Origin of the sequence: Oceanobacter sp. 5_MG-2023, from assembly GCF_030548165.1 — a bacterium.
Lineage (GTDB): Bacteria > Pseudomonadota > Gammaproteobacteria > Pseudomonadales > Oceanobacteraceae > Oceanobacter.
The window spans coordinates 54,639-75,724 of sequence record NZ_JAUORS010000014.1 but is presented as its reverse complement, the minus strand read 5'-3'; the positions used below and the strand labels follow the sequence as shown (position 1 = coordinate 75,724).

The 21,086-nt window shown below is 52.8% G+C and carries 16 protein-coding genes; 9 read left to right on the top strand and 7 right to left on the bottom strand.

The features are described from left to right. Positions 1 to 166: 166 nt before the first annotated feature. Both Q4551_RS10945 and Q4551_RS10940 read right to left on the bottom strand, forming a co-directional pair. Positions 167 to 919, bottom strand: coding sequence for an enoyl-CoA hydratase/isomerase family protein (locus Q4551_RS10945; RefSeq protein WP_303433806.1), 753 nt, complete (start codon positions 917 to 919; stop codon positions 167 to 169). Between the two features lie 102 nt (positions 920 to 1,021). Next, on the bottom strand, positions 1,022 to 1,450 hold the full coding sequence (locus Q4551_RS10940; RefSeq protein WP_303433804.1) for a hypothetical protein: 429 nt from the start codon (positions 1,448 to 1,450) through the stop codon (positions 1,022 to 1,024). Positions 1,451 to 1,803: 353 nt separating this feature from the next. Here Q4551_RS10940 and Q4551_RS10935 point away from each other — a divergent pair, with 353 nt between their 5' ends. From Q4551_RS10935 to Q4551_RS10915, 5 genes are all read left to right on the top strand, one after another. Next, positions 1,804 to 2,526, top strand: coding sequence for a hypothetical protein (locus tag Q4551_RS10935; RefSeq protein WP_303433802.1), 723 nt, complete (start codon positions 1,804 to 1,806; stop codon positions 2,524 to 2,526). Then, positions 2,523 to 3,560 (top strand): hypothetical protein, encoded by a 1,038-nt coding sequence (locus Q4551_RS10930; protein WP_303433801.1) that lies wholly within the window; start codon positions 2,523 to 2,525, stop codon positions 3,558 to 3,560. The genes Q4551_RS10935 and Q4551_RS10930 overlap by 4 nt, the downstream gene beginning before the upstream one ends. 523 nt (positions 3,561 to 4,083) lie before the next feature. Then, positions 4,084 to 5,811 (top strand): bifunctional protein-serine/threonine kinase/phosphatase, encoded by a 1,728-nt coding sequence (locus Q4551_RS10925; RefSeq protein WP_303433799.1) that lies wholly within the window; start codon positions 4,084 to 4,086, stop codon positions 5,809 to 5,811. A 484-nt stretch (positions 5,812 to 6,295) separates the two neighbouring features. After that, on the top strand, positions 6,296 to 8,074 hold the full coding sequence (locus tag Q4551_RS10920; protein ID WP_303433797.1) for a PQQ-dependent methanol/ethanol family dehydrogenase: 1,779 nt from the start codon (positions 6,296 to 6,298) through the stop codon (positions 8,072 to 8,074). A 239-nt stretch (positions 8,075 to 8,313) separates the two neighbouring features. Beyond that, positions 8,314 to 8,961 carry a response regulator transcription factor gene (locus tag Q4551_RS10915; RefSeq protein ID WP_303433796.1) on the top strand — a complete coding sequence of 216 codons (648 nt, stop codon included), beginning with the start codon at positions 8,314 to 8,316 and terminating at the stop codon, positions 8,959 to 8,961. Positions 8,962 to 8,968: 7 nt separating this feature from the next. On the opposite strand, the gene Q4551_RS10910 is transcribed toward Q4551_RS10915, so the two are convergent. The 3 genes from Q4551_RS10910 to Q4551_RS10900 all read right to left on the bottom strand — a co-directional run bounded on the left by Q4551_RS10910 (position 8,969) and on the right by Q4551_RS10900 (position 14,080). Next, complete coding sequence (locus Q4551_RS10910; protein WP_303433794.1) at positions 8,969 to 9,646, bottom strand: pentapeptide repeat-containing protein; 678 nt, start codon at positions 9,644 to 9,646, stop codon at positions 8,969 to 8,971. A gap of 115 nt (positions 9,647 to 9,761) precedes the next feature. Further along, on the bottom strand, positions 9,762 to 11,633 hold the full coding sequence (locus Q4551_RS10905) for a methanol/ethanol family PQQ-dependent dehydrogenase (RefSeq protein WP_303433792.1): 1,872 nt from the start codon (positions 11,631 to 11,633) through the stop codon (positions 9,762 to 9,764). A 359-nt stretch (positions 11,634 to 11,992) separates the two neighbouring features. Then, the gene (locus tag Q4551_RS10900) at positions 11,993 to 14,080 is read right to left on the bottom strand and encodes a carboxy terminal-processing peptidase (RefSeq protein WP_303433790.1); all 2,088 of its coding nucleotides are present in this window, start codon (positions 14,078 to 14,080) and stop codon (positions 11,993 to 11,995) included. Positions 14,081 to 14,447: 367 nt separating this feature from the next. On the opposite strand from Q4551_RS10900, the gene Q4551_RS10895 reads away from it, so the two are divergent. Next, positions 14,448 to 14,885 (top strand): thioesterase family protein, encoded by a 438-nt coding sequence (locus Q4551_RS10895; RefSeq protein WP_303433788.1) that lies wholly within the window; start codon positions 14,448 to 14,450, stop codon positions 14,883 to 14,885. 65 nt (positions 14,886 to 14,950) lie between these two features. Here Q4551_RS10895 and Q4551_RS10890 read toward each other — a convergent pair whose 3' ends face one another. Both Q4551_RS10890 and Q4551_RS10885 read right to left on the bottom strand, forming a co-directional pair. After that, positions 14,951 to 15,868: a LysR family transcriptional regulator gene (locus Q4551_RS10890; RefSeq protein WP_303433786.1), complete on the bottom strand. Its 918-nt coding sequence runs from the start codon at positions 15,866 to 15,868 to the stop codon at positions 14,951 to 14,953. A gap of 166 nt (positions 15,869 to 16,034) precedes the next feature. Then, positions 16,035 to 16,952: a DMT family transporter gene (locus Q4551_RS10885; protein WP_303433785.1), complete on the bottom strand. Its 918-nt coding sequence runs from the start codon at positions 16,950 to 16,952 to the stop codon at positions 16,035 to 16,037. Between the two features lie 333 nt (positions 16,953 to 17,285). Between Q4551_RS10885 and clpB the strand changes: the two genes are divergently transcribed. The 3 genes from clpB to ruvC all read left to right on the top strand — a co-directional run bounded on the left by clpB (position 17,286) and on the right by ruvC (position 21,078). Continuing rightward, positions 17,286 to 19,904 carry an ATP-dependent chaperone ClpB gene (gene clpB, locus Q4551_RS10880; protein WP_303433783.1) on the top strand — a complete coding sequence of 873 codons (2,619 nt, stop codon included), beginning with the start codon at positions 17,286 to 17,288 and terminating at the stop codon, positions 19,902 to 19,904. Positions 19,905 to 20,104: 200 nt separating this feature from the next. Continuing rightward, positions 20,105 to 20,539 (top strand): protease complex subunit PrcB family protein, encoded by a 435-nt coding sequence (locus Q4551_RS10875; RefSeq protein WP_303433781.1) that lies wholly within the window; start codon positions 20,105 to 20,107, stop codon positions 20,537 to 20,539. A gap of 8 nt (positions 20,540 to 20,547) precedes the next feature. Continuing rightward, positions 20,548 to 21,078, top strand: coding sequence for a crossover junction endodeoxyribonuclease RuvC (gene ruvC / locus Q4551_RS10870; RefSeq protein WP_303433779.1), 531 nt, complete (start codon positions 20,548 to 20,550; stop codon positions 21,076 to 21,078). Positions 21,079 to 21,086: the final 8 nt, after the last annotated feature.

Here is a 21,086-nt window from a genome sequence, read left to right as displayed (position 1 = left end):
GCCCGGTTCTTCTTCACTCGCTGCTATTACAGGAGTGGGAGAGGGGCGTTGAGAGACAGACAGGCAAGGCAAGGAACACCATCCCCCTGAACTGGCTTCAGGAGAATGGCGAAAGTCGTGATAAGAGAAGCCGGTAAACCGATGCTGGACTGCTGGAGAGACGTGGTTATTGCTTACTCAGCACTTGCTGGATACGCAACTGGGTTTCCTGGGTGTGCAGCAGTTCGGCAAATCGCTGCATTTCGATATCAACGGCCCGGTCGACCCGTTCGACGTGACCTTCTTCTCTGGCCAGCTGCTTGATGGCCCGAATCGACCCCTGAGAGTTTTTGCTGATGGTATGTGCCATGGCCATCGCCTGTTCCTGTGCCTGACCATCTTCCGTAACCTGGTTGAGCAAGCCCCATTGCTGCGCTTCTGCAGCACTGAAGAAACGTCCACTCAATAACAGTTCGGCGGCGATCTTTGGCCCAACCGTTTCAGCCAGTAATACCGAGCAAGCTCCTTCGGACGTCACGCCGATTTTGGCGAAAGGCAAGGAATAACGGGTACTTTTACCGGCATAAGCAAGATCGGCATGGAGTAAAAGATTAGCGCCAATACCAATGGCGACACCTTCCTGGGCAATGATCAACGGTTTGCACAGGGCCGCCAGAGTATGAAAAATACCCGCAACACCTTCTTTTACATCCAGCAGGTTGCCGCCGGGCAGCAAATCACTGAGATCGTTACCAGCCGAGAATGTAGTGGCAGAACCACTGAGAACAATAACGTTCACCTGGTCATCCTGGTCGGCCAGTGTCAAGGCGGCAATCAGGTCACGGTAGGTTTGTACACGAATGGCATTCAGTACCTGGGGCCGATTCAGCTGCAGTAAGGCAACGCCCTGACTCTGGCGATAGAGAAGATCCTCAAACATCGATGTGATTCCTTTATTTGTGAACAACAAGATATTCACTGTTTATTTTTATTCACATTTATTGTGCCCGATCCTGGCATTCCCAGCAAGGTTCGGTGAGGTCTAACAGGTGGACAGATTAAACAACCTGGCATCCAGACCGACCAATCCGGTAGTCCCTGTGCCGATATCACTCTCGACATACACCCAGGCACTTTCAGGTACAGAGTGGCCATTGATATCGAGGTTGAATACCCAGCAATTTCCCAACGTTGGGCAGTTGAAAATCTTGCCTGAGGGCAGCAGTGCATCAGGGGGAAGAAAATCAATCAGCGGCAAATACCAGGCGGATAACGGCGAGTCCGACTGGCCGGTGTCAGTACTGGTGCTCGGGTGATGTGCAAGAAACAGACTCTGGCTTCTGGCAATGGGGATGTTTGAACCATGGGGAGTAATCTGGAAATTATCCTGCAGACGCTGAAGAGGCGTAAAAGGAGGTCGTTGCCAGATCGTATTGGGCTGAACGGGCCTGGTATCTTCTGGAGTCGTCATAATTAGCATCCGTGTCGTGTGAAGCGCGACAGTTAAACGGAAATAGCGCTGTTGCCGAATGGCCTAGGTCAAGATATCGCAAGATTTTAGCGCAGACGCACAACAGCAGTGCCGAAGCTGCCATGGTGGAGAGTACTACTCCCAAAGGAGTAAAGAATTGGCACGGTTGGATCGATATGTCTGTACGGTCGTGGGCATACTATGGTGAATACTGTCAGAACCTGGGACTAGCCCCTGGTTTGGGCAAGGATGGTCAATAACCAGTGACTTATCCAGCAGCCCGTCCATATGACGGGTACGAGAAGGTATAAAGTATAAAGCCGGGACGCATAATAAAAACAAGAGGACACCAGATGAACCATGAATCTGTCGAACAGCTGATGGGGGTCGTCTCTCCCTGGATTATTCACGATATCCGCATTAATCAGAATCACCGTCGCGTTGAAGTCTGTATTGGCCAGGCACGTTCTGGCTGGTTTGGCTCACGCCGGGCGATCCAGCATTTTGGTCATCATAAAACATGGCGACACACCAACCTGGGTGTCTTGAAGTGCACCATACGTATCGACTACCCGGAAGGAGATGAATTGCCGAATGCTCCCTGGAGTGGTGATGCCCGTGCTCCTTTCAGCAATGCACTGGGTCAGCAAGTGATTGCCATGCTCACCGAAGGCATGTCATTAGGCACCATTGCACGCCTGCTGGAACTGGATGCTGACATGTTGTGGCAATTCAAGCATGGCCTGGATACTGGCAAGTTAGGGTCGAACCTCAACCAGACTGCCAGCCCGGACATATCGCCAGATATGATGTCGGTGCTGACTCGTGATCAACAAAAATCAGCACTGCCTGCAGCAGACATTGCCATATGGCGAGAGTTGCTCACGGGGGAACGGGATCTGGACATGCGTAATCTGGGGTTACGTCTGTTGCTGATGCGTTTGCGGCAGCAATATGCCATGGCTCACGATGAAGAAGTACGCATGCTGAAAATACAGCAATTACGCCGTTACTTCGAAAAGAATCCGGCGACCGCTGGCCGGGAGATTGAACAGATCCGGGAGGCAGTACAATGAATCTGGCCATATCCAACCATCCGGATAGCCGACCCGGTAGCGGGAATGTTCCAGGCCACCTGATGACCGTTGCGGCAGCCGCCCGGATTATCCAGAGCGGGCGGGGAGTCAGCATCGCGGGTGATGAAGCGGCATTACGCCAACTGCCAAAAGGCTTCTGGATTGGTGGCACCATTCCGTACTTTATGAGCGAAGACGGGGGGCTGTGTAGCCGGGAGCTGGTGTTCGTAAATGAACTGCCAGCGGCCAGCGGTGCGCCGGATCTTTGTACTTACGACGAGCGCAGTATCGAAGGGGTTTGCAATGATGCACCTGATAACGGCTTTACGGTTCTGATTGTTCCTGCGTTTTCTGAAGTGCACCAACGTTTTGCCAAGGATGCCCCGGAATTTGACAATATGTACTTGCAACCGTTGGTTGGCTGGGTCGCGGGTATACACCTGGATGACCTGAACAGCGATAAGGTTAGCCCCAAAGTTGTGTTTGGCCCGACTGGCGAATTTCACGACAACCTTGCCGTAGCGATGCATGTTGCGATCGATGGTGATAAGGCCGCCGGGATTGAAATCATCAACCTGTTCCAACCCGGCAACGGCCCGGTTATCCGCTTCCCTGAATCCGGTTTGAGTGCCACGGAAGTTGATATCGACGGTGTAAGTACTAATCTGGCCAATTACCTGCATTCCAGTGGAGCGGACACCCGCTTGCCATTGGTGGCTGACTATTGTGGTGCTTATATCAATGTCAGTTTTCAGAATGTGAATGCCACAACCGGAGAAGTCACCTTTTACGCTCCGGTATACGCTGGACAAGCATATCGCCTGGCGGGCGCGATCCCGCCGTATGCTGAAGCGTTTGCGCAACAAGTGCCTCACGATGACGGGGAAATCGCTTTCTGCTGCAATTGTATTCTCAATTATCTGTATGGTGAGCTGGAAGGGAAAAAAACCGATCGCATGCATGGCCCCATCACCTTTGGCGAAATAGCCTACCAACTGGTCAACCAGACCATGGTGTACCTACGAGTGAGCTAATGTGTTGGGGACAGCCAGGGAAGGCGTTCCTGCCTTTGCACACAAGACAAGGTCGCTGGTCGGCGTTATTCTGGATTTACTCATCCGCGTTAGTCTGAATGGGATTCAGAACCTGGCGGCTCTTGTCGCTATTACGAGTGAAACGCCGGTTGCAATTAAAACTGATAATCTTATCATCTCCGCCAATTCAGTCTCCCAGCAACAGACCGGGCAGAGCCGATGGCGGCCTCGGATTACTGGCTGAGAATGCTTCCCGCCCATGTCGTTTAAGGCAATGAGCCAGTTTATTGGTGGTCATTTATTGATCACCACTCAGCTACCTGGCACAGGTGTTAGAAACAGCGATTGCGCTTTGTCAGTTTTTGTCATAACAAGCCAGTAGTCAATGCAGCGCTAATGTCTTATTTATCGCATTAATTGACGAATCTGATGTTTGGCGGTAGCGAGGAATATTATTGTCCATGTATGCTTTGCGCACACCCGGATAGTGTAACGATCAGCGATCAAACAAAGATACCTAACAATGACAATAGCTCTAGATATTCAGTTTGGGGGCTTTTCCGCAGCAGGTGGAAAAGAAGATAACCAGGATGCATTTGCGGTATATCGACCAGATCCTGAGGTCGTTCGATTCAAGGGAATTGGAGCCTGTGTCGCCGATGGGGCCAGCAGCAGTGCCAATGCCCAACAGGCCAGCTCGACCAGTGTCACCGACTTTCTCAACGACTATTACAGCACACCGGACAGTTGGGACGTCAAGCGTTCCGCCGGCAAGGTTCTCACCTCTCTGAACAGCTGGTTGTACCATCATGGCAAGCAGGCTTCTTCCCATAACAACGGATTGGTAACAACTTTCAGTTGTGCTGTGGTGCATGGTTCTACGGCCCACTTTTTTCATGTTGGTGACAGCCGGGTATATTTGTGGAGTGCCAATAGCCTGGAACAAGTCACCCGTGATCATGTACATGAAGGTGGCGGCAATACCTATTTGTCCCGATCACTGGGTATGGACAGCCATATCGAGGTGGATTATTTCCAGCGTGATGTACAGCAGGGCGATATTTTTCTGCTGACGACCGATGGTGTTCACGCCTTTGTATCCCGCAAGAACATGGTGGATGCCATGAATGCGGTAACGTCAGAAAGCAGTCAGGCCGAGATTGAGGCGGTGTGCTCAACCCTGGTCAAGCAGGCGATAGAAGCCGGCAGTGACGGTAATGGTACGTGTGTGATCTTGCAGGTCCGGCAAGTACCGGATGAAAGCCTGCAGGAATCTGGCCCGCAAGTGTCCGAGCGTCAGGTGCCCGCGGTTTTGTCTGCTGGTGACAGCATCGATCATTACCAGATCAACCACATTATCGAGTCCAGTATTTCCAGTATTACCTATCAGGTGGTGAACAAGCGTAATGGGCGTCTTTATCTGCTGAAGGCTCCGGCGATTGGGTTACAGGAAAATCGGGATTATCTGGAATGTTTTGCCCGTGAGCAGTGGGTGGCAGAACGCATCAATCACCGTAATGTCATCAGTGCGGTGCCACAGGAAGACTCGCGTTATAACTATCATGTGTTTGAATGGATCGACGGGGTGTCGTTGCGCCAGTGGATATTCGATAATCCGGATGCCGAGGTTAACCAGGTACGCTTTATTGTTGAGCAGATTATTCATGGTTTACGAGCCTTGCAACGGGCCGGCTTGACCTACCGTAACCTGACTCCGGACAACGTGATCATTGTTCAGGGTGGGGGCGTCAAACTGGTGGATCTGGGGACTGTCATTGGACGAGACATTCCAGCGCTAAAAGAGTGGCCTGTGATTGATTCCATGGACTATCAGGCCCCGGAAGCGATACTGAAGCAGGAATATGGCGCCCAGAGTGATCTGTTTGCTCTGGGGGTGGTGATTTATGAAATGCTGGCTGGAAGTCCTCCTTTCCCGCTGGAGCGCATACAGGAACGTGGAGCGCGCTCGGACTCTGAGTGGCGTTACCAGAGCATTCGGATGTATCGCTCCGATATCCCCCTGTGGCTGGATCTGGTGCTGAAAAAGGCTACTGCTCCAAACCCTGATGACCGTTATCAGGCATTTTCAGAGCTGCGGGAAGATTTGTATAGGCCAAATGAACAGCTGGTCAGGGTGCACCGGGGACGTTCTTGGCTGGCTCGTGACCCGGTGGGCTTCTGGCGCTGGAGTGCTGTGGCCTTGGCCGCGGTGGCCATTATTGAAGCCCTGGCTTTGTTATTGAACGACTGACACTCGTTAGTGCCTGGTATTCTCCGGGCATCAATGGATCGACCCTGCAACCAGTACGCGTCGATGGCGTGTGCTGGTTGCTTGTTTGAAACCCCGGTCGTTCATGCTGGCCACCCTGTGATCAGTTTCTCTCTCCCGTTATTAACCACACTGGTCAGGCTGGCGGCTGGAATGTTGGCTGGGGCAATGGCCAGGGAATACATATCTTCCATGCCCTGTTTGTCTTTCCTTACCTCTCTTTGTCTCTGTTCTTTCTCTAATACCCGTTCAAATCACCACTCTGGTACCTACTACTCCCGTATCGGGACTGCTACCAAGGCACTAGGAAATCACGCCTCTGGTCGGATTGGATGATGCTCTGCCAAAACCAACAATGGTGTTGTATCTGGGCATGCGTGCCAGTGCATCCTGTGGCTGCTGTCCACCCTGAGCGGACACAGAGGCTCCTACACGAATAAGAAAATCCTTTTAGGGAGAGAACACAATGAAAACAACTTCTATCGGCTTGAAGGGACTGGCGTTATCGACTCTGGTAGCCGCCGTCTCTTTGGCCAGCTCTGTTCAGGCTGGTGTGACGGATAACGATATTCTCAACGACCAGGCAACGACTGGTGACGTCGTCAGCTATGGTATGGGTTTGCGTGGTCAGCGTTACAGTCCTTTATCCAAAGTGAATTCCCAATCAGTACAGGACCTGACCCCGGTGTGGGGCTTCTCGTTTGGCGGTGAAAAGCAACGGGGTCAAGAATCCCAGCCAATGATCAAAGACGGCGTTATGTACGTCACCGCCTCTTATTCACGGGTATTTGCGATTGATATCGCTACCGGTGATGAGCTGTGGCAATACGATGCCCGCTTGCCAGAAAACATCATGCCTTGCTGTGACGTGATCAACCGGGGCGTGGCACTGTTCGATAACCTGGTGATCTTCGGAACGCTGGATGCCAAGCTGGTGGCGCTGGATAAAGACACCGGCAAAACCGTCTGGAAGAAAAAAGTAGCAGACTACAAAGGCGGTTATTCCATCTCTGCGGCGCCTATCGTGGTCAAGGGCAAGGTCATTACCGGTGTCTCTGGTGGTGAGTTCGGTATCGTCGGTAAAGTGGAAGCGTACGACGCCAAGACCGGTGAAGTGGTCTGGACCCGTCCGACCGTTGAAGGTCATATGGGTTACCTGAAAGGCAAGGAAAACGGCATTACCGGTGGCAAAGCGGGTAAAACCTGGCCTGGGGATTTGTGGAAATCAGGCGGTGCTGCAACCTGGCTGGGTGGTACTTACGATCCCGATGTTGACCTGCTGTTTTTTGGTACCGGTAACCCGGCACCCTGGAACTCGCACTTGCGTCCCGGGGACAACCTGTACTCTTCCTCCCGTTTGGCTATCGACCCGGATACCGGTGAAATCAAGTGGCACTTCCAGACCACGCCACACGATGGCTGGGATTACGATGGTGTGAACGAGCTGATTTCTTTTGACTATAAGGATGGCAAGAAAACCGTCAAGGCAGCTGCAACAGCAGACCGTAACGGTTTTTTCTATGTCTTGAATCGTGAAAACGGCGACTTCATCAAAGGCTTCCCGTTTGTCGACAAGATTTCCTGGGCCAAGGGGCTGGATAAAAACGGTCGTCCGATCTTTAACGATGCTTTCCGTCCTGGTAATCCATCCGAAAGCGCCGATGGCCATAAAGGCAGTTCCGTCGTCGCCTCTCCTGCGTTCCTGGGGGGCAAAAACTGGATGCCAATGGCGTACTCCCAGGATACCGGCCTGTTTTATGTTCCCTCTAACGAGTGGGAGATGGATATCTGGAACGAGCCAACGGCCTATAAAAAAGGCGCTGCTTACCTGGGTGCAGGCTTCACCATCAAGCCGATCAACGAAGAATATATTGGTGTTCTGCGTGCCATCGATCCTAAAACCGGAAAAGAAGTCTGGCGTTATGAAAACAACGCGCCGCTCTGGGGTGGTGTGATGACAACCGCTGGTGGCCTGGTATTTACCGGCAATCCGGAAGGTTATCTGATGGCGTTTGATGCCAAAACTGGCGAGATGGTTTACAAGTTCAACACCGGTTCCGGTATTGTCGGTACTCCGGTGACCTGGGAGCAAGATGGCGAGCAGTACATCGCGGTTGTTTCCGGCTGGGGTGGTGCGGTTCCATTGTGGGGCGGTGAAGTGGCCAAACGTGTGAAAAACCTGAACCAGGGTGGTTCGGTCTGGACCTTCAAACTGCCAAAACGTCATGAAGTTGCAGCTCGCTGAAGACGACTGAACGACGGTTATAAAATCAACGGCCAATAGCCAGACTATTGGTCTGGTTTTTAAGACTGCTACCTGCTCCAGGTGGCGGTCTTTTTTATGGATAGTGCCCGATGATGATGAATTCCTCCTTCTTAAGTCGCGATCGCTTTTAGCCGTACGAGTGCTGCTCAGGTTCAATACTTTACTGGTCAGGCCAGCCGTTAAGCTACAGGTCTGTTAAATTGATCAGGAGTAGGCAGATGAACATCCTGGTAGTGGATGATCATGGCATTGTGCGTCAGGGATGTGCTGCACTGCTTTCCCAGCATTTTCGCCAGGCCGAGATTGTCGAAGTCGATAGTGGTGAAGCTGCGTGTCAGGCGTGTCGTAAACAACATTTTGATCTGGTTGTTGTTGATTATTGTCTGCCGGGGATTTCCGGTATCGAGACTTGTCGCCGCTTGCTGCAACATGATGACTCTCTGCGGATTCTGTTTTTTTCCATGTTCCGGGAAGCGGAAGTGGTGCGTCAGGCCATCAGTGTTGGCGCGTTGGGTTATGTCTGCAAAAGCAGCAGTTCCTCGTTGCTGGTGGATGCCGCTCGCTCGGTCATGCTTGGACGACCCTTTGTCGAGCACGAACTGTCGATCAACCTGGTGTTCCGTGGTACCAATCTGAACCCCTCCATCTATGATGTGATGACCCCCAGAGAATTTGAGGTGCTGGTAATGATGGCAGCTGGCAAGCGGGTGCAAGACGTTGCCGTCAGCCTGAGCCTGAGCAGCAAAACGATTTCCAATTACGTGACTGCTATCAAGTCGAAGCTGGGGGTTCGTACCGATGCCGAGCTGGTGCACAAGGCCATCGAACTGGGCGTTATCCGTATTGCCGCATCCTTGCCGGCGTAGGCTGGTATTACCAATCAAGTGGGCAGCCCTGACAGTCTTCCATATTGATATCAAGAAAATTGGCGTAATGCTTGCGCGTCTGGCTAAGGTTGGTTCTGACCATATTACTGCCAGACAGCTTGGCTTCCTGCAGATTGGCGCCGGTAAGATCGGCCTCTTCCAGATTGATCTTGGTTGCCCAACTCATTTCCAGATTGACCGCAGTCATCGTGGTACCGACAAACCGGGCCTTGCTGATACGGGAAAATTCCATATTGGCGGCGGTCATATTGGCACCGGAAAAATCAGCCGTCTGAGCAAACGTGGTGTAGAGATTGGCTCCGGTCAGGTTGGCATTGACTAACCGGGCACCACGCAAATTGGCGTGGCGCAAATCGGCGCGCAACATCATGGCATCGCTGAAGTTGGCTTTTTCCAGATTGGTATCATTGAAGCGGGTGTGATTCAGCTGTGCGCCACTGAAGTTGGCCCCTTTCAGGTTGGCGTGACTGAGGTCCTGATTGGAAAGATCCTGGCCGGAGAAATCAGCACCGGGGCATTGGGTTTCCGGTTTGATCACACAGCCGTTGATGGTCAGATAATCCAGTTCATCGCTGAAGTCGTTGCTGTTGGCGGCGGCACTGGTATTGATCAACAGGCTGCTGGCCAGTAGCCAGAGTGTCGGTTGGTTGAGAGTAAGCTTCATAACAAAATCCTTGGTGGCATCAGATATGGGGTTGCGCTGAATGCTGACAGGATGTCCTGGGCGCATGGCAGCCCAGGCATCCAGGGCTGCCAATTGGATGGCAGCCTGAGGGGCATTATTTCTTGTCAGCCCATGATGGCAGCTTGAAGGCCCAGAACGACCCACCTTGTGGTACTGGTTTGGTCAGCACCGCCATATCGCCACCCCAGAGTGGTACCGCACCGCCATAACCAGAGGTGATGCCGACGTATTGCTCGCCGTCCATTTCCCAGGTAATCGGCGGTGCAATGATTCCGGAGCCAGTCTGGAACTGCCACAGCACCTTGCCAGTGTCGGCATCAAAGGCCTTCAGGTAACCATCGCCGGTGCCGGTGAAAATCAGCCCGCCCTTGGTGGCCAGTACTCCGGCCCAGAGTGGTAATTTTTCCTTGTGTTCCCAGGCGATTTTGCCGTTTTTGGGGTCAATGGCGCGGAGAATACCGACATGGTCGTCATACATCTGCTTGATGCGGAAACCCATGCCGAGGTACGCCGAACCTTTTTTGTAGATTGGATGTTCGGCCCAGTAATCTTCTTTCCAGTGGTTGCCTGGAACGTAGAACAAACCGGTGTCCTGGCTGTAAGCCATCGGGTTCCAGTTTTTGCCACCGAGGAACGGCGGTGATACTTCTACGCTCTCACCGCGATTTTCACCTTCCTTGGGTTTGGGAGGCCGTTGGCCTTCGACCTCAATCGGGCGACCGCTTTTCGGGTCGATTCCCTTGGCCCAGGTGATGTTGTCAACAAAAGGGAAAGCACGAATGAACTTGCCGTTTTCCCGGTTAACCACGTAGAAAAAACCGTTACGGTCGGCGTGACCGGTAGCCTTGACGGTTTTGCCTTTGTCCTTGTATTCGAACAGTACCAGCTCGTTGTTGCCGGAAAAATCCCAGGCATCGTTAGGGGTGTGCTGATAGAACCATTTCACCTCACCGGTCGTTGGGTCTACGCCAACCTGGCCAGAGGTATACAGGCTGTCGTATTTTTCCGGTTTGCCATCTTTGCCGGTACGTGCCCAGCCATTCCAAGGGGCCGGGTTACCGGCACCAACGATAATGGTGTTGGTTTCGGTATCAAAGCTGGCGCTTTGCCACGGTGCACCACCGCCATGACTCCAGGCTTCCACTTTACCGGTAGGGGAGTTGGGATCGTCCGGCCAGGATGGTGCCTTGACATCACCGGTCGGCGTGCTTTTCTTGCCATTCAGACGGCCATAATGACCTTCGACAAAGGGCCGCATCCAGATTTCTTCACCGGTGTCCGGGTCACGGGCAAACAGTTTGCCGACGATACCAAATTCGTCACCGGAGGAACCATGAATCAAGAGTACCTTGCCGGTTTTCTTGTCTTTAATAAAGGTCGGTGCACCGGTCATGGTGTAGCCTGCTTCGTAGTCACCAAAACGTTTTTTCCAGGCCAGCTTGCCGGTGTCTTTGTTTAAGGCAACCACCTGGGCATCCAGGGTACCGAAATAAATCTTGTCGCCGTAGATGGCAGCACCACGGTTGACGACGTCACAGCAAGGACGAATCCCTTCTGGCAGTCGAGCGGTGTAGCTCCACTTCTTTTTGCCGGTACGGGCATCAATGGCAAATACACGGGAATACGACCCGGTAACGTAAATCGTGCCATCGTGCATCAGCGCCTGGCTTTCCTGGCCGCGCTGTTTTTCATCACCAAAAGAAAACGACCAGGCGGGTGTGAGCTTGTGGACGTTGTCTTTGTTGAGGTCTGTCAGAGGGCTGTAACGCTGCGCTTTGGGGCCAATACCATAAGCCAGTACGTCTTTTGGGGTGTTGGCATCATTGGCGATGTCTTCCCAGCTGACGTTGCTGCTGGCAACCGCAGCAGGGGTGGCCAGAATAGCCGCAGTGACCAGAGCGGAGTGGATGAGCGAACGCTTGAGGGGCCGAAAGCCGTTGGGCAAGGAGATTGATCGCTGTTTCATGTCTGCATCCTGATTGTTGTTGTAGATGGATGATCAGCAAAGGCTGAGGACACTATTCTGTCTGTTTGCCGGGTTAACGGAATACAGCGGATTTCCTGATGAATATAGGAAAACTGATGGAAGGAAACGGGAAAATTTCCTGCCGTGGGCGGGAATCGATCAGCAGGACTGACAAAGAGACTGGAGGTTAGGGGGAATGGTTATCTGCTGGTGCGATTGAGTGGTGGACGAGATGTCTGGAGAGTCTGTCCGGGGTGTCTGGAAAGAGGCAAGTGGTTACGGGGTTTACGAGTATGTCGATGACAACCCCAGCAGCAAAGCATGATGCTGTTAGGGGTTGTCGTCGCCATGGTCAGTTACTAACGCGCGGCATGCTGTTGCTGAAGCTGGGTCAGGTCGAGCAGAATATGTCCGGATTCCGTCAGCAGGGCATCATCTTCTTTCTGGTCGTGTGTGGCTGATGGTGCTTCTTCTTCGGACTCGACGGTTACTATTTCCTCGGGCTCAGGCTCATCTTCCAGCTGGGTCAGCAGTTCCATCCCCTTGGCCTTGCGGCGTTTGTTTTCCAGGTCCAGGCGTTTCTGGTCATTGGCTTTACGTTCTGCAGTACGGATTTTTTCGTTCAGGGAAATATCGTTCTGCTGGCGCATTTCCTCGATCAGCTGCTTTTGTTCGCGCAGGAAAATAAAGTCGGGATCGGTCTTGGCACGTTGCTGATGTTTTTTCCGCAACAGGGCAACGCTGTTGTGGATTTGGGAATCGGCAGCGTATTTGGCCGGGCGGATTTCATCCCATGGCAGGGCTTCATCCAGGGCGCTTTCACCAATTTTGTCGGTATCAAATAACGACGGGTACAGCACGTCGGGAATCACTCCCTGATGCTGGGTACTTTGCCCAGAGACGCGGTAAAATTTTGCCTGGGTGATTTTTAGCTGGCCATGACGCAAAGGACGTAATGACTGTACTGTGCCCTTGCCGAAGGTTTGTCCACCAACCACTACGCCACGGCCATAATCCTGGATGGCACCCGCAAAAATTTCCGAGGCTGAGGCGCTGAGGCGATTGACGAGTACAACCAGTGGGCCGTCATACAGAACGGTTGGGTCATCATCCGGCAAGACTTCGACATTACCGCGAGTACTGCGCACCTGTACAACCGGGCCTTGGGGAATAAACAGGCCGGTCAGGCTGATGGATTCTTCCAGCGAGCCGCCACCGTTATTACGCAAGTCGATGATCAGGCCTTCGATGCCTTCCTGGCGCAATTCCTTGATCAGGCGTGCCACGTCGCGGGTGGTGCTTTTGTAATCCGGGCGTTTTTCCATCCGGCCCTGGAAATCGATGTAGAAGGTCGGAATCTCAATCACCCCGATACGATGTTCCTTGTTGTCATCCCCCTTGATGGTCAGCAAGTCTTTTTGTGCGGATTGCTCTTCCAGCTTCACTTCGTCGCGGACAATGGAAATGATCTTGGTTTCGTTGCCAACACTGTTGGAAGGAATGATTTCCAGGCGCACCGTGGTGCCTTTGGGGCCCCGGATCAGATCAACCACTTCATCCAGCCGCCAGCCGATGACATCGGTGATGGCGCCTTTGGGGTCTTGGCCAACACCAACGATTTTGTCGGCAGGATGGAGATTCTTGGCTTTGTCGGCAGGGCCTGCAGGTACCAGGCGCACCACCTTGGTGTATTCGTCTTCCCCTTGGAGTACCGCACCAATGCCTTGTAATGACAGGCTCATATTGATGTTGAAGTTTTCGCTATTACGCGGGGAAAAGTATTGGGTGTGAGGGTCAAATGCCCGTGTGACAGCATTCATGACAGTTTGATAGGCGTCTTCAGGCTTGCTCTGGTGAATCCGGTTGAGTTGGTTCTGGTAACGCTTGTGGAGTAACTCGATGGCAGCCTGATGATCCTTGCCACTCATGGTCAGGCTCAGGATGGAGTTCTTCAGACGTTTGCGCCAGAGGTTGTCCAGTTCGACATTGTTGGTGGCCCACGGCGTATTGTCACGATCGATTTTCAGGCGCTCGTCGGTGTCGAAAGTATAGTCCGGGGCCCGCTCTTCCAGCTCTGCCAGCATAAAGGTCAGGCGCTCGTTGACCCGTTGTTGCAAGCGGTTGTAGATAAAAAAGGGAATGGTCAGGTCGCCACGCATCAAGGCGTCATCGAACTGTTTGCGATATCGTTCGAAAGACTGGACATCACTGGCCAACAGGTAACTTCGGGTGCTGTCGAGATCGTCGAGGTACAGGTCAAAAATCTTGCTCGACAAGCGGTCATCAAGACGCTGGAGCTCATAATGGCCACGCAGCAGGTTATTGAGAATCTGCTGGGTCGTGACAGCCTGTTCCCGAGTCGGTTCCAGCGGTGTAAAAGGCGTGCCGGGACGGATATCCTTGATGGCTGCCAGGGCTGCGGTTGAAGTGAAGATTACTGTTAGCAACAGTAATGACGAAAGCGCTTTTGATAGTCTCAAATACATAGTTACAGCCAGGCGTCTACTCGTTGAGTCAAATTTGTACAACCACGGGGCATGGGATGATGATCGCCGCCGTTTGGCCGCTACTGTGATACCAAGGCACCATAATTCAGGCCGATATGGATGCCAAGTTATCCATTATAGACTGCCTTTCGGGCCGTTTGGCGCATAAATGGTGCCAGAGACCATATTTGATAACAAAGAACAAAAATAATTCCTTGCTGCTGGTGCTTAATCAGAGGGAATAAACTTCCGACGGCCAATCACGGCCAATGATGTTATTCGCAGTACGTTTTATCCTGACATTAATAGACAAAATACAGGAGCCAATATGGCCAGAGTCACGCTTGCATTGCCATCGACGATCGATTTTTCGGTTGATCTTGATGTCCGGATTTCAGAAATCAACTATGGCAACCATCTGGGCAATGACCGGATGGTGACGCTGCTGCACGAGGCGCGGCTGCGTTATTTGCGTTCTCTGGACTTTTCGGAACTGGATATTGATGGCCTGGGGATTATGGTCGCCGACCTGGTGGTTAGTTTCCGGGCCGAAGCCTTTATTGGCGAAGTATTGACCTTTGCCGTCGGGGTGATGGATTTTAACAAATACGGTTGTGATGTGATTTACCGGGTCAGTAACCAGTCCAGCGGTAAACTGGTGGCGGAAGCCAAGACCGGCATTGTATTTTTTGATTATACGGAACGTAAACTGGCGCGGGTGCCGGAGATATTCAGACAGCGTTGCCAGGGGAAAAGTGCAGACTGAGCAACGCTTGAGCCACGAAGGATCAAGCCGCTGTCAGAGGGGAGGCGGAGCCTTGTCTTGTGGTATCAGCTGTCGTCGCTGTTAATGCCAAGGTCGTCGAAATATTCGCTGATAAAGTCGAGAAACGCCCGGCTTTTGGTGGCCAGGTAGCGATTTTGTGGGAATACCACCTTGATCGTACGAACCGGGATCTCAACGTTACTGAACAAGCGCACAAGCTCGCCATTCTGCAAGTGATGATCGGCAATATATGTCGGGATGGCCGTGATACCCATACCGGCCAGACAGGCTTCATAGACCATATCGATGTCGTTGACAGACAGCTTGCGTTCGACGCTGGACAAGGTGAAGCCGTGATCTTTTTCAAACTGGCGCAGCCAGTTAATACGGGCAAACTCGGCGTTGGTGACCATCAGAATACGGTGCTTGTCGAGGTCTTCCAGTGATGTTGGGGTGCCCCAGGTCTTGAGGTACTGAGGCGAGGCACAAATCACAATATTCTGGCGCGCTACCGGTTTGGCAATCAGTCGGGAATCTTCCAGAGTGCCAATGCGGAGCGCAAAATCGTAGCCTTCCTTGACGATGTCCAGCGGCCGATCCGAAATATGCAGGTCGAAGCTGATATCCGGGTACTTCTCGGAAAAATCATTGAACATCCGCGCAAGTTCGCGGCGGCCAAAATTGGACATGGCAGTGATGCGCAAACGTCCGCGCGGCGTCACATCAAAATCGGTGACCAGTTTTTCGGCTTCGGAAATGGACTCGAGGATGTTTTCACAGTGCTGGTAAAACATCTGCCCCGCTTCCGTCGGACTGACCGAGCGGGTCGTGCGGTTCAACAATCTCACTCCCAGACGCTCTTCCAGACCACTGATTTGTTTGCTGACCGCGGATGGCGTAACGCCTAGCGAATCAGCAGCAGAAGTGAAGTTGCGTGCGCGTACAACAGAAACAAATGTTTGCAGGGTGTCTATACGGGACATGGGTACGATTCTTGCCGAAAACAGGTTAGTGCCGGAGTATAATTAATCCTGAGGAAATAATCAGCTTACATTCGATGCCTTTTACGCCGAAATGGCGTGGATTCAATGCCCTTTGGCCCGTATTGGGCTAATTGTCAGTAAAGTCGTGATATCCGTTGGCGCATGGTCATCGGCTGTTGTCTGTCGCCGTCGTCGCGCTGGTGGCCGTGGCAGTCGTGGCGTCTGGAGTGCCACGGCTACGAGGCTGCCACAGATTAACGATACCGGCGAGAATAATCAGCACTGCTCCGGCAATGGTGGTCCAGCCCGGGATTTCATCCCAGAACCACCAACCCATCAAGGCGCCATAAATAACCGCGCTGTAAACGTAGACGCCGACCTTGCCGGTCGGTGCGGTGCGATACGCTTTGGTTAATGCCAGCTGGCCGACTGTTGCCACCAGGCCCATCGCTGCGAGCCACCACCAGGCATCATCCGGAACCGGTCGCCAGTTCATCAGGGCGGCGGGAAAAGAGACCAGGCTGGCAATCAGGCCAAAGTAAAATACAATACACTGGCTGGATTCCGTCACCGACATACGCCGGATGGTGACCTTGGCCAGAGCTGCCAGGGCAGCCCCGAGCAAACCGATCAAGGCTGCGAGGGTAAAGGTGCTATCGGTTCCGGGGCGCAGAATAATCGCGACACCTGAAAATCCGATCAGCAGGGCCAGGCCACTGAACTTGCCCGTGGGTTCTTTTAGCCACCACCAGGCCAGTAACGGCATAAAGAAAGGACTCGACAGCTTGACCAGAAAGGCTTCGGTCAGTGGCATATTGCCAAGCGCCCAGAAATAACAGTACATCGCTGCAACCCCTACCAGTCCACGCATGAGGTGCCAATGCCAGACGCTGGTTTTGAGGCTGCCAATGCCACTGTTCATGATCAGGGGGGCCAGTACGATCAGCCCAAGGATATTGCGGAAAAACACCACTTGCTCTGTCGACAGATCGTCTGACAAATGTTTGATCAGGGCGCCCATGATGGCTAATAGCGCTTCTCCCAACATCAGGTATAACGCCCCGATACGCAGTTCGCGACTCACAGTGGTGTAATTCCTCTGGTCTTTAAATTCATTGAAATGACTCAATATCAGCAGTGTTGTGTCGGCGTAGTATTGACGGTGTCGGCTGATTTGCTGGTTTGGGCATCAGTATACGGATGGATGATGAATATTGCTCAGGATCAATAAACAACTATTAGATTTTCTTGTTTTTGATGTTTTTTACTTGAAAATTATTCATCAAGTCTCCATTTACCATTAAGGCAGTCACTGTTTAGCACAACTTCAGTTTGCCCGACTTTATTTTGTACAACGCTGCGAGTACCGGCCTTCCTTGGCTGGTGTTTGCCGGTATTACCAGAGGAGAAGCTCTGTATGCGTATGGATCGTTTAACCACCAGTTTGCAAAACGCCCTGGCCGAAAGCCAAAGCCTGGCCTTGAGCCAGGATCACAATCAGATTGATACCGTCCATTTGTTATTGGCGTTGTTACAGCAGGCCAATAGTTCAGTCAAAGATGTAATTCGTCGTATTGGCAGCAATGTGCCGCAGCTGGAGCAAGCCCTGCAGAAGGTACTGCAAGATCAACCTCGGGTCAGTAACCCTGATGGGCAAATCCAGGTGTCGGCGGAGCTGGGACGGTTATTGAACCTCACCGAAAAAGCGGCCAAACAGCAGGGCGATCAATACGTTTCCAGCGAGATTTTTCTACTGGTGGCACTGGAAGACAAAGGGGCTGCAGGCCAGGCGCTAAAAGCGGCCGGTCTTGATGCCACCAAAGTGAAACAGGCGATAGAGGATATGCGTGGTGGTGAAACTGTGAGCGATGCCAATGCGGAAGACAGCCGCCAGGGGCTGGAAAAATACTGTATCGACCTGACCGAACGGGCCGAAGCGGGCAAGCTGGATCCAGTGATTGGTCGAGATGATGAAATCCGCCGCACGATTCAGGTACTGCAACGCCGAACCAAAAACAACCCGGTTCTGATTGGTGCTCCCGGGGTGGGTAAAACCGCAGTCGTAGAAGGTCTGGCCCAGCGTATCGTCAATGGTGAAGTGCCGGATACCCTCAAGGACAAACGTATTCTGTCGCTGGATATGGGCTCGCTGGTGGCCGGTGCCAAATATCGGGGTGAGTTTGAAGAACGACTGAAAGCCGTATTAAAAGACGTCGCTAAAGAAGAAGGCCGCATCGTGCTCTTTATTGATGAGCTGCACACCATGGTAGGGGCGGGTAAGGGCGAAGGCTCGATGGATGCGGGCAATATGCTGAAACCGGCATTGGCGCGTGGCGAGTTGCACTGTGTGGGGGCTACCACCCTGGACGAATACCGGGAATTTATCGAGAAAGACGCAGCGCTGGAGCGTCGTTTCCAGAAAATCATGGTGGATGAGCCGTCGGTCGAAGATACGATCGCCATTTTGCGTGGTCTGAAAGAGCGTTACGAGGTTCACCACGGCGTACAGATTACCGACAGCGCCATTATTGCGGCGGCAAAACTGTCCACGCGCTATATCGCTGATCGCCAGTTGCCGGATAAAGCAATCGACCTGATTGATGAAGCCGCTTCGGTGATTCGTATGGAAATCGATTCCAAGCCACAGGAAATGGACAAGCTGGAACGCCGCCTGATTCAGCTGAAAATTGAGCGTGAAGCGCTGAAAAAAGAAAAAGACGAAGCAGCGAAAAAACGTCTGAGTGATCTGAACGACGACATCAATAAAGCCAGCGGTGCTTATGTCGAGCTGGAAGATGTCTGGAAGCAGGAAAAAGCCCTGCTGGAAGGTGCTTCCAAATCGAAGGAGTTGCTGGAGCAGGCCCGAATCGAAATGGACGCTGCTCGTCGCAGTGGTGATTTGCAACGAATGTCGGAACTGCAATATGGCCGTATTCCTGAGTTGGAAAAACAACTGGCCAGTGCCAATGAAGCCGAGTCCAATGGCTCGCAGGAATTTACCCTGTTACGTAACAAGGTGACGGAAGATGAAATCGCTGAAGTGGTTTCTCGCTGGACCGGCGTTCCGGTGAGCCGGATGCTGGAAGGTGAGCGAGAAAAACTGCTGCGTATGGAAGATGTATTACATGAGTCCGTGGTGGGACAGGATCAGGCCATCAAGGCCGTGGCCAACGCGGTACGACGTTCCCGCGCCGGGTTGTCGGACCCGAATCGACCTCATGGTTCTTTCCTGTTCCTTGGCCCGACCGGGGTGGGTAAAACCGAGCTGTGCAAGGCGTTGGCCAACTTCCTGTTTGACAGCAAGGACGCCATGGTACGGATTGATATGTCGGAATATATGGAGAAACACTCGGTGTCCCGTTTGATCGGTGCGCCTCCAGGTTATGTGGGTTACGAAGAAGGTGGTCACCTGACCGAAGCGGTACGACGCAAGCCTTATTCCGTGATTTTGCTGGATGAGGTCGAGAAAGCCCATCCGGATGTGTTTAACATCCTGCTGCAGGTGCTGGATGATGGCCAATTGACCGATGGTCATGGTCGTCGGGTGAACTTCAAGAACACTGTGCTGGTGATGACCTCGAATCTGGGCTCTGATGTGATCCAGAACCTGTTTGCCGATCAGCCGTATGAAAACATGCGTGATGCTGTTATGGAGATTGTGGGTAATCACTTCCGGCCAGAATTTATCAACCGTATCGATGAAGCGGTGGTATTCCATCCGCTGATGAAAGACCAGATCCGGGGGATCGCTGATATTCAGTTGCAGATGTTACGTGACCGCTTGGCGGAACGTGATCTGTCATTGGAATTCAGTGACGCTGCGATTGGCAAGCTGGTGGATGTGGGTTACGACCCGGTCTTTGGCGCTCGGCCATTAAAACGGGCAATTCAGCGCTGGGTCGAAAACCCACTGGCGCAGGATATTCTCTCGGGCAAATTCATGCCGGGGGATACCATCATGGCTGATGTGGCAGAACAGGAAGAGGGTGGTTCCACTCTGGTATTCAGTTCTCGGCATCCTGTTGTGGCCATGTAATCGTAAGCATTGTGATGTTATTTGATTATTGACTTCATCAAGCGGCCCGAGAGGGCCGTTTTTTTGTGGTGGATCCGACGAGTTGCTCTGGCTGCCTGTATGATGGCTGCAGAATCTGTTGCCAAGCGCGGTATTTGAATGGTTGTTGCCGCTGTGACAACGGAATAATACGTGCAGCCCGGAATCTGGAGGATATGGTGATGGCTCGGCATATGGAGAATTCATGGCTGGTGCAAGCCAGCCAGTTGCTAACAATCAGTACGGCACTGGTGTTGACCGCCTGTGCATCGGTTGCAGGGTCCGTGGTGGATCTGGGCGATCATGCTGAAAACCAGCTTCACTGCGGCATGGATGCCGGCGTTACACTGAAAGAGGATGGTAGTCAGGTCGTTATTGCACTGGGGCCGCGTCCAACCCCCGGTTATCAGGTGGTACTGGAGCAAAGTGAAATGAGAGACAGTATGGTGTCAGTGACCTTCCATGAGCAGCTGCCACAACAAGGCAGTATAGCCGCGCAAGTCATGACATCCCCCTGTATCATGCTGGCCTTGCCAGAAACATGGCAATCGTTGCGGGTCAGTAGCAGTGATTCTGGTGCCGTCTGGCAATTCTTTAATCCGGCTAACCCCCGTTAGGAGCTGGTTTGGCAATTATTCTGGGTATTGACCCCGGCTCACGAGTGACCGGCTTTGGTGTGATTAATGCCGTCGGTCAGCGCGTGGAGTACATCACCAGCGGCTGTATCCGCTGCGGTGATGGCGACATGCCACAGCGGCTACAGACTATTTTCACCTCGGTTAATGAAGTGATCGAAACCTGGTCGCCGCAACAATTTGCGATTGAGCAGGCCTTTATGGGAAAAAATGCCGCCTCGGCGCTGAAACTCGGTCAGGCACGTGGTGTCGCTATGGTTGTCGCGGCATTACAGCAACTGCCGGTGGCGGAGTATGCTCCGCGAGCGATTAAAATGGCGGTGACGGGTACCGGCGGAGCGGAAAAAGAACAGGTTCAGCATATGGTGCAAACCTTGCTGAAATTGCCCGGCCGGCCGCAGGCAGACGCGGCGGATGCGCTGGCGATTGCGCTTTGTCATGCCTTTACTGCTGCCAGCCTGGTTGCCCGGGCCGGTGCCAAAGGCAGCCGCCGGGGACGTCCGGTTAACTTTCCTTCTTGACTCCAACT

Coding starts and splice junctions, on each gene's coding strand:
- Q4551_RS10925 (WP_303433799.1), top strand. CDS start 4,084: ATGACAATAGCTCTAGATATTCAGTTTGGGGGCTTTTCCGCAGCAGGT.
- Q4551_RS10875 (WP_303433781.1), top strand. CDS start 20,105: ATGGCTCGGCATATGGAGAATTCATGGCTGGTGCAAGCCAGCCAGTTG.
- Q4551_RS10920 (WP_303433797.1), top strand. CDS start 6,296: ATGAAAACAACTTCTATCGGCTTGAAGGGACTGGCGTTATCGACTCTG.
- Q4551_RS10895 (WP_303433788.1), top strand. CDS start 14,448: ATGGCCAGAGTCACGCTTGCATTGCCATCGACGATCGATTTTTCGGTT.
- Q4551_RS10910 (WP_303433794.1), bottom strand. CDS start 9,646: ATGAAGCTTACTCTCAACCAACCGACACTCTGGCTACTGGCCAGCAGC.
- Q4551_RS10945 (WP_303433806.1), bottom strand. CDS start 919: ATGTTTGAGGATCTTCTCTATCGCCAGAGTCAGGGCGTTGCCTTACTG.
- Q4551_RS10930 (WP_303433801.1), top strand. CDS start 2,523: ATGAATCTGGCCATATCCAACCATCCGGATAGCCGACCCGGTAGCGGG.
- Q4551_RS10935 (WP_303433802.1), top strand. CDS start 1,804: ATGAACCATGAATCTGTCGAACAGCTGATGGGGGTCGTCTCTCCCTGG.
- clpB (WP_303433783.1), top strand. CDS start 17,286: ATGCGTATGGATCGTTTAACCACCAGTTTGCAAAACGCCCTGGCCGAA.
- Q4551_RS10915 (WP_303433796.1), top strand. CDS start 8,314: ATGAACATCCTGGTAGTGGATGATCATGGCATTGTGCGTCAGGGATGT.
- Q4551_RS10940 (WP_303433804.1), bottom strand. CDS start 1,450: ATGACGACTCCAGAAGATACCAGGCCCGTTCAGCCCAATACGATCTGG.
- Q4551_RS10905 (WP_303433792.1), bottom strand. CDS start 11,633: ATGAAACAGCGATCAATCTCCTTGCCCAACGGCTTTCGGCCCCTCAAG.
- Q4551_RS10890 (WP_303433786.1), bottom strand. CDS start 15,868: ATGTCCCGTATAGACACCCTGCAAACATTTGTTTCTGTTGTACGCGCA.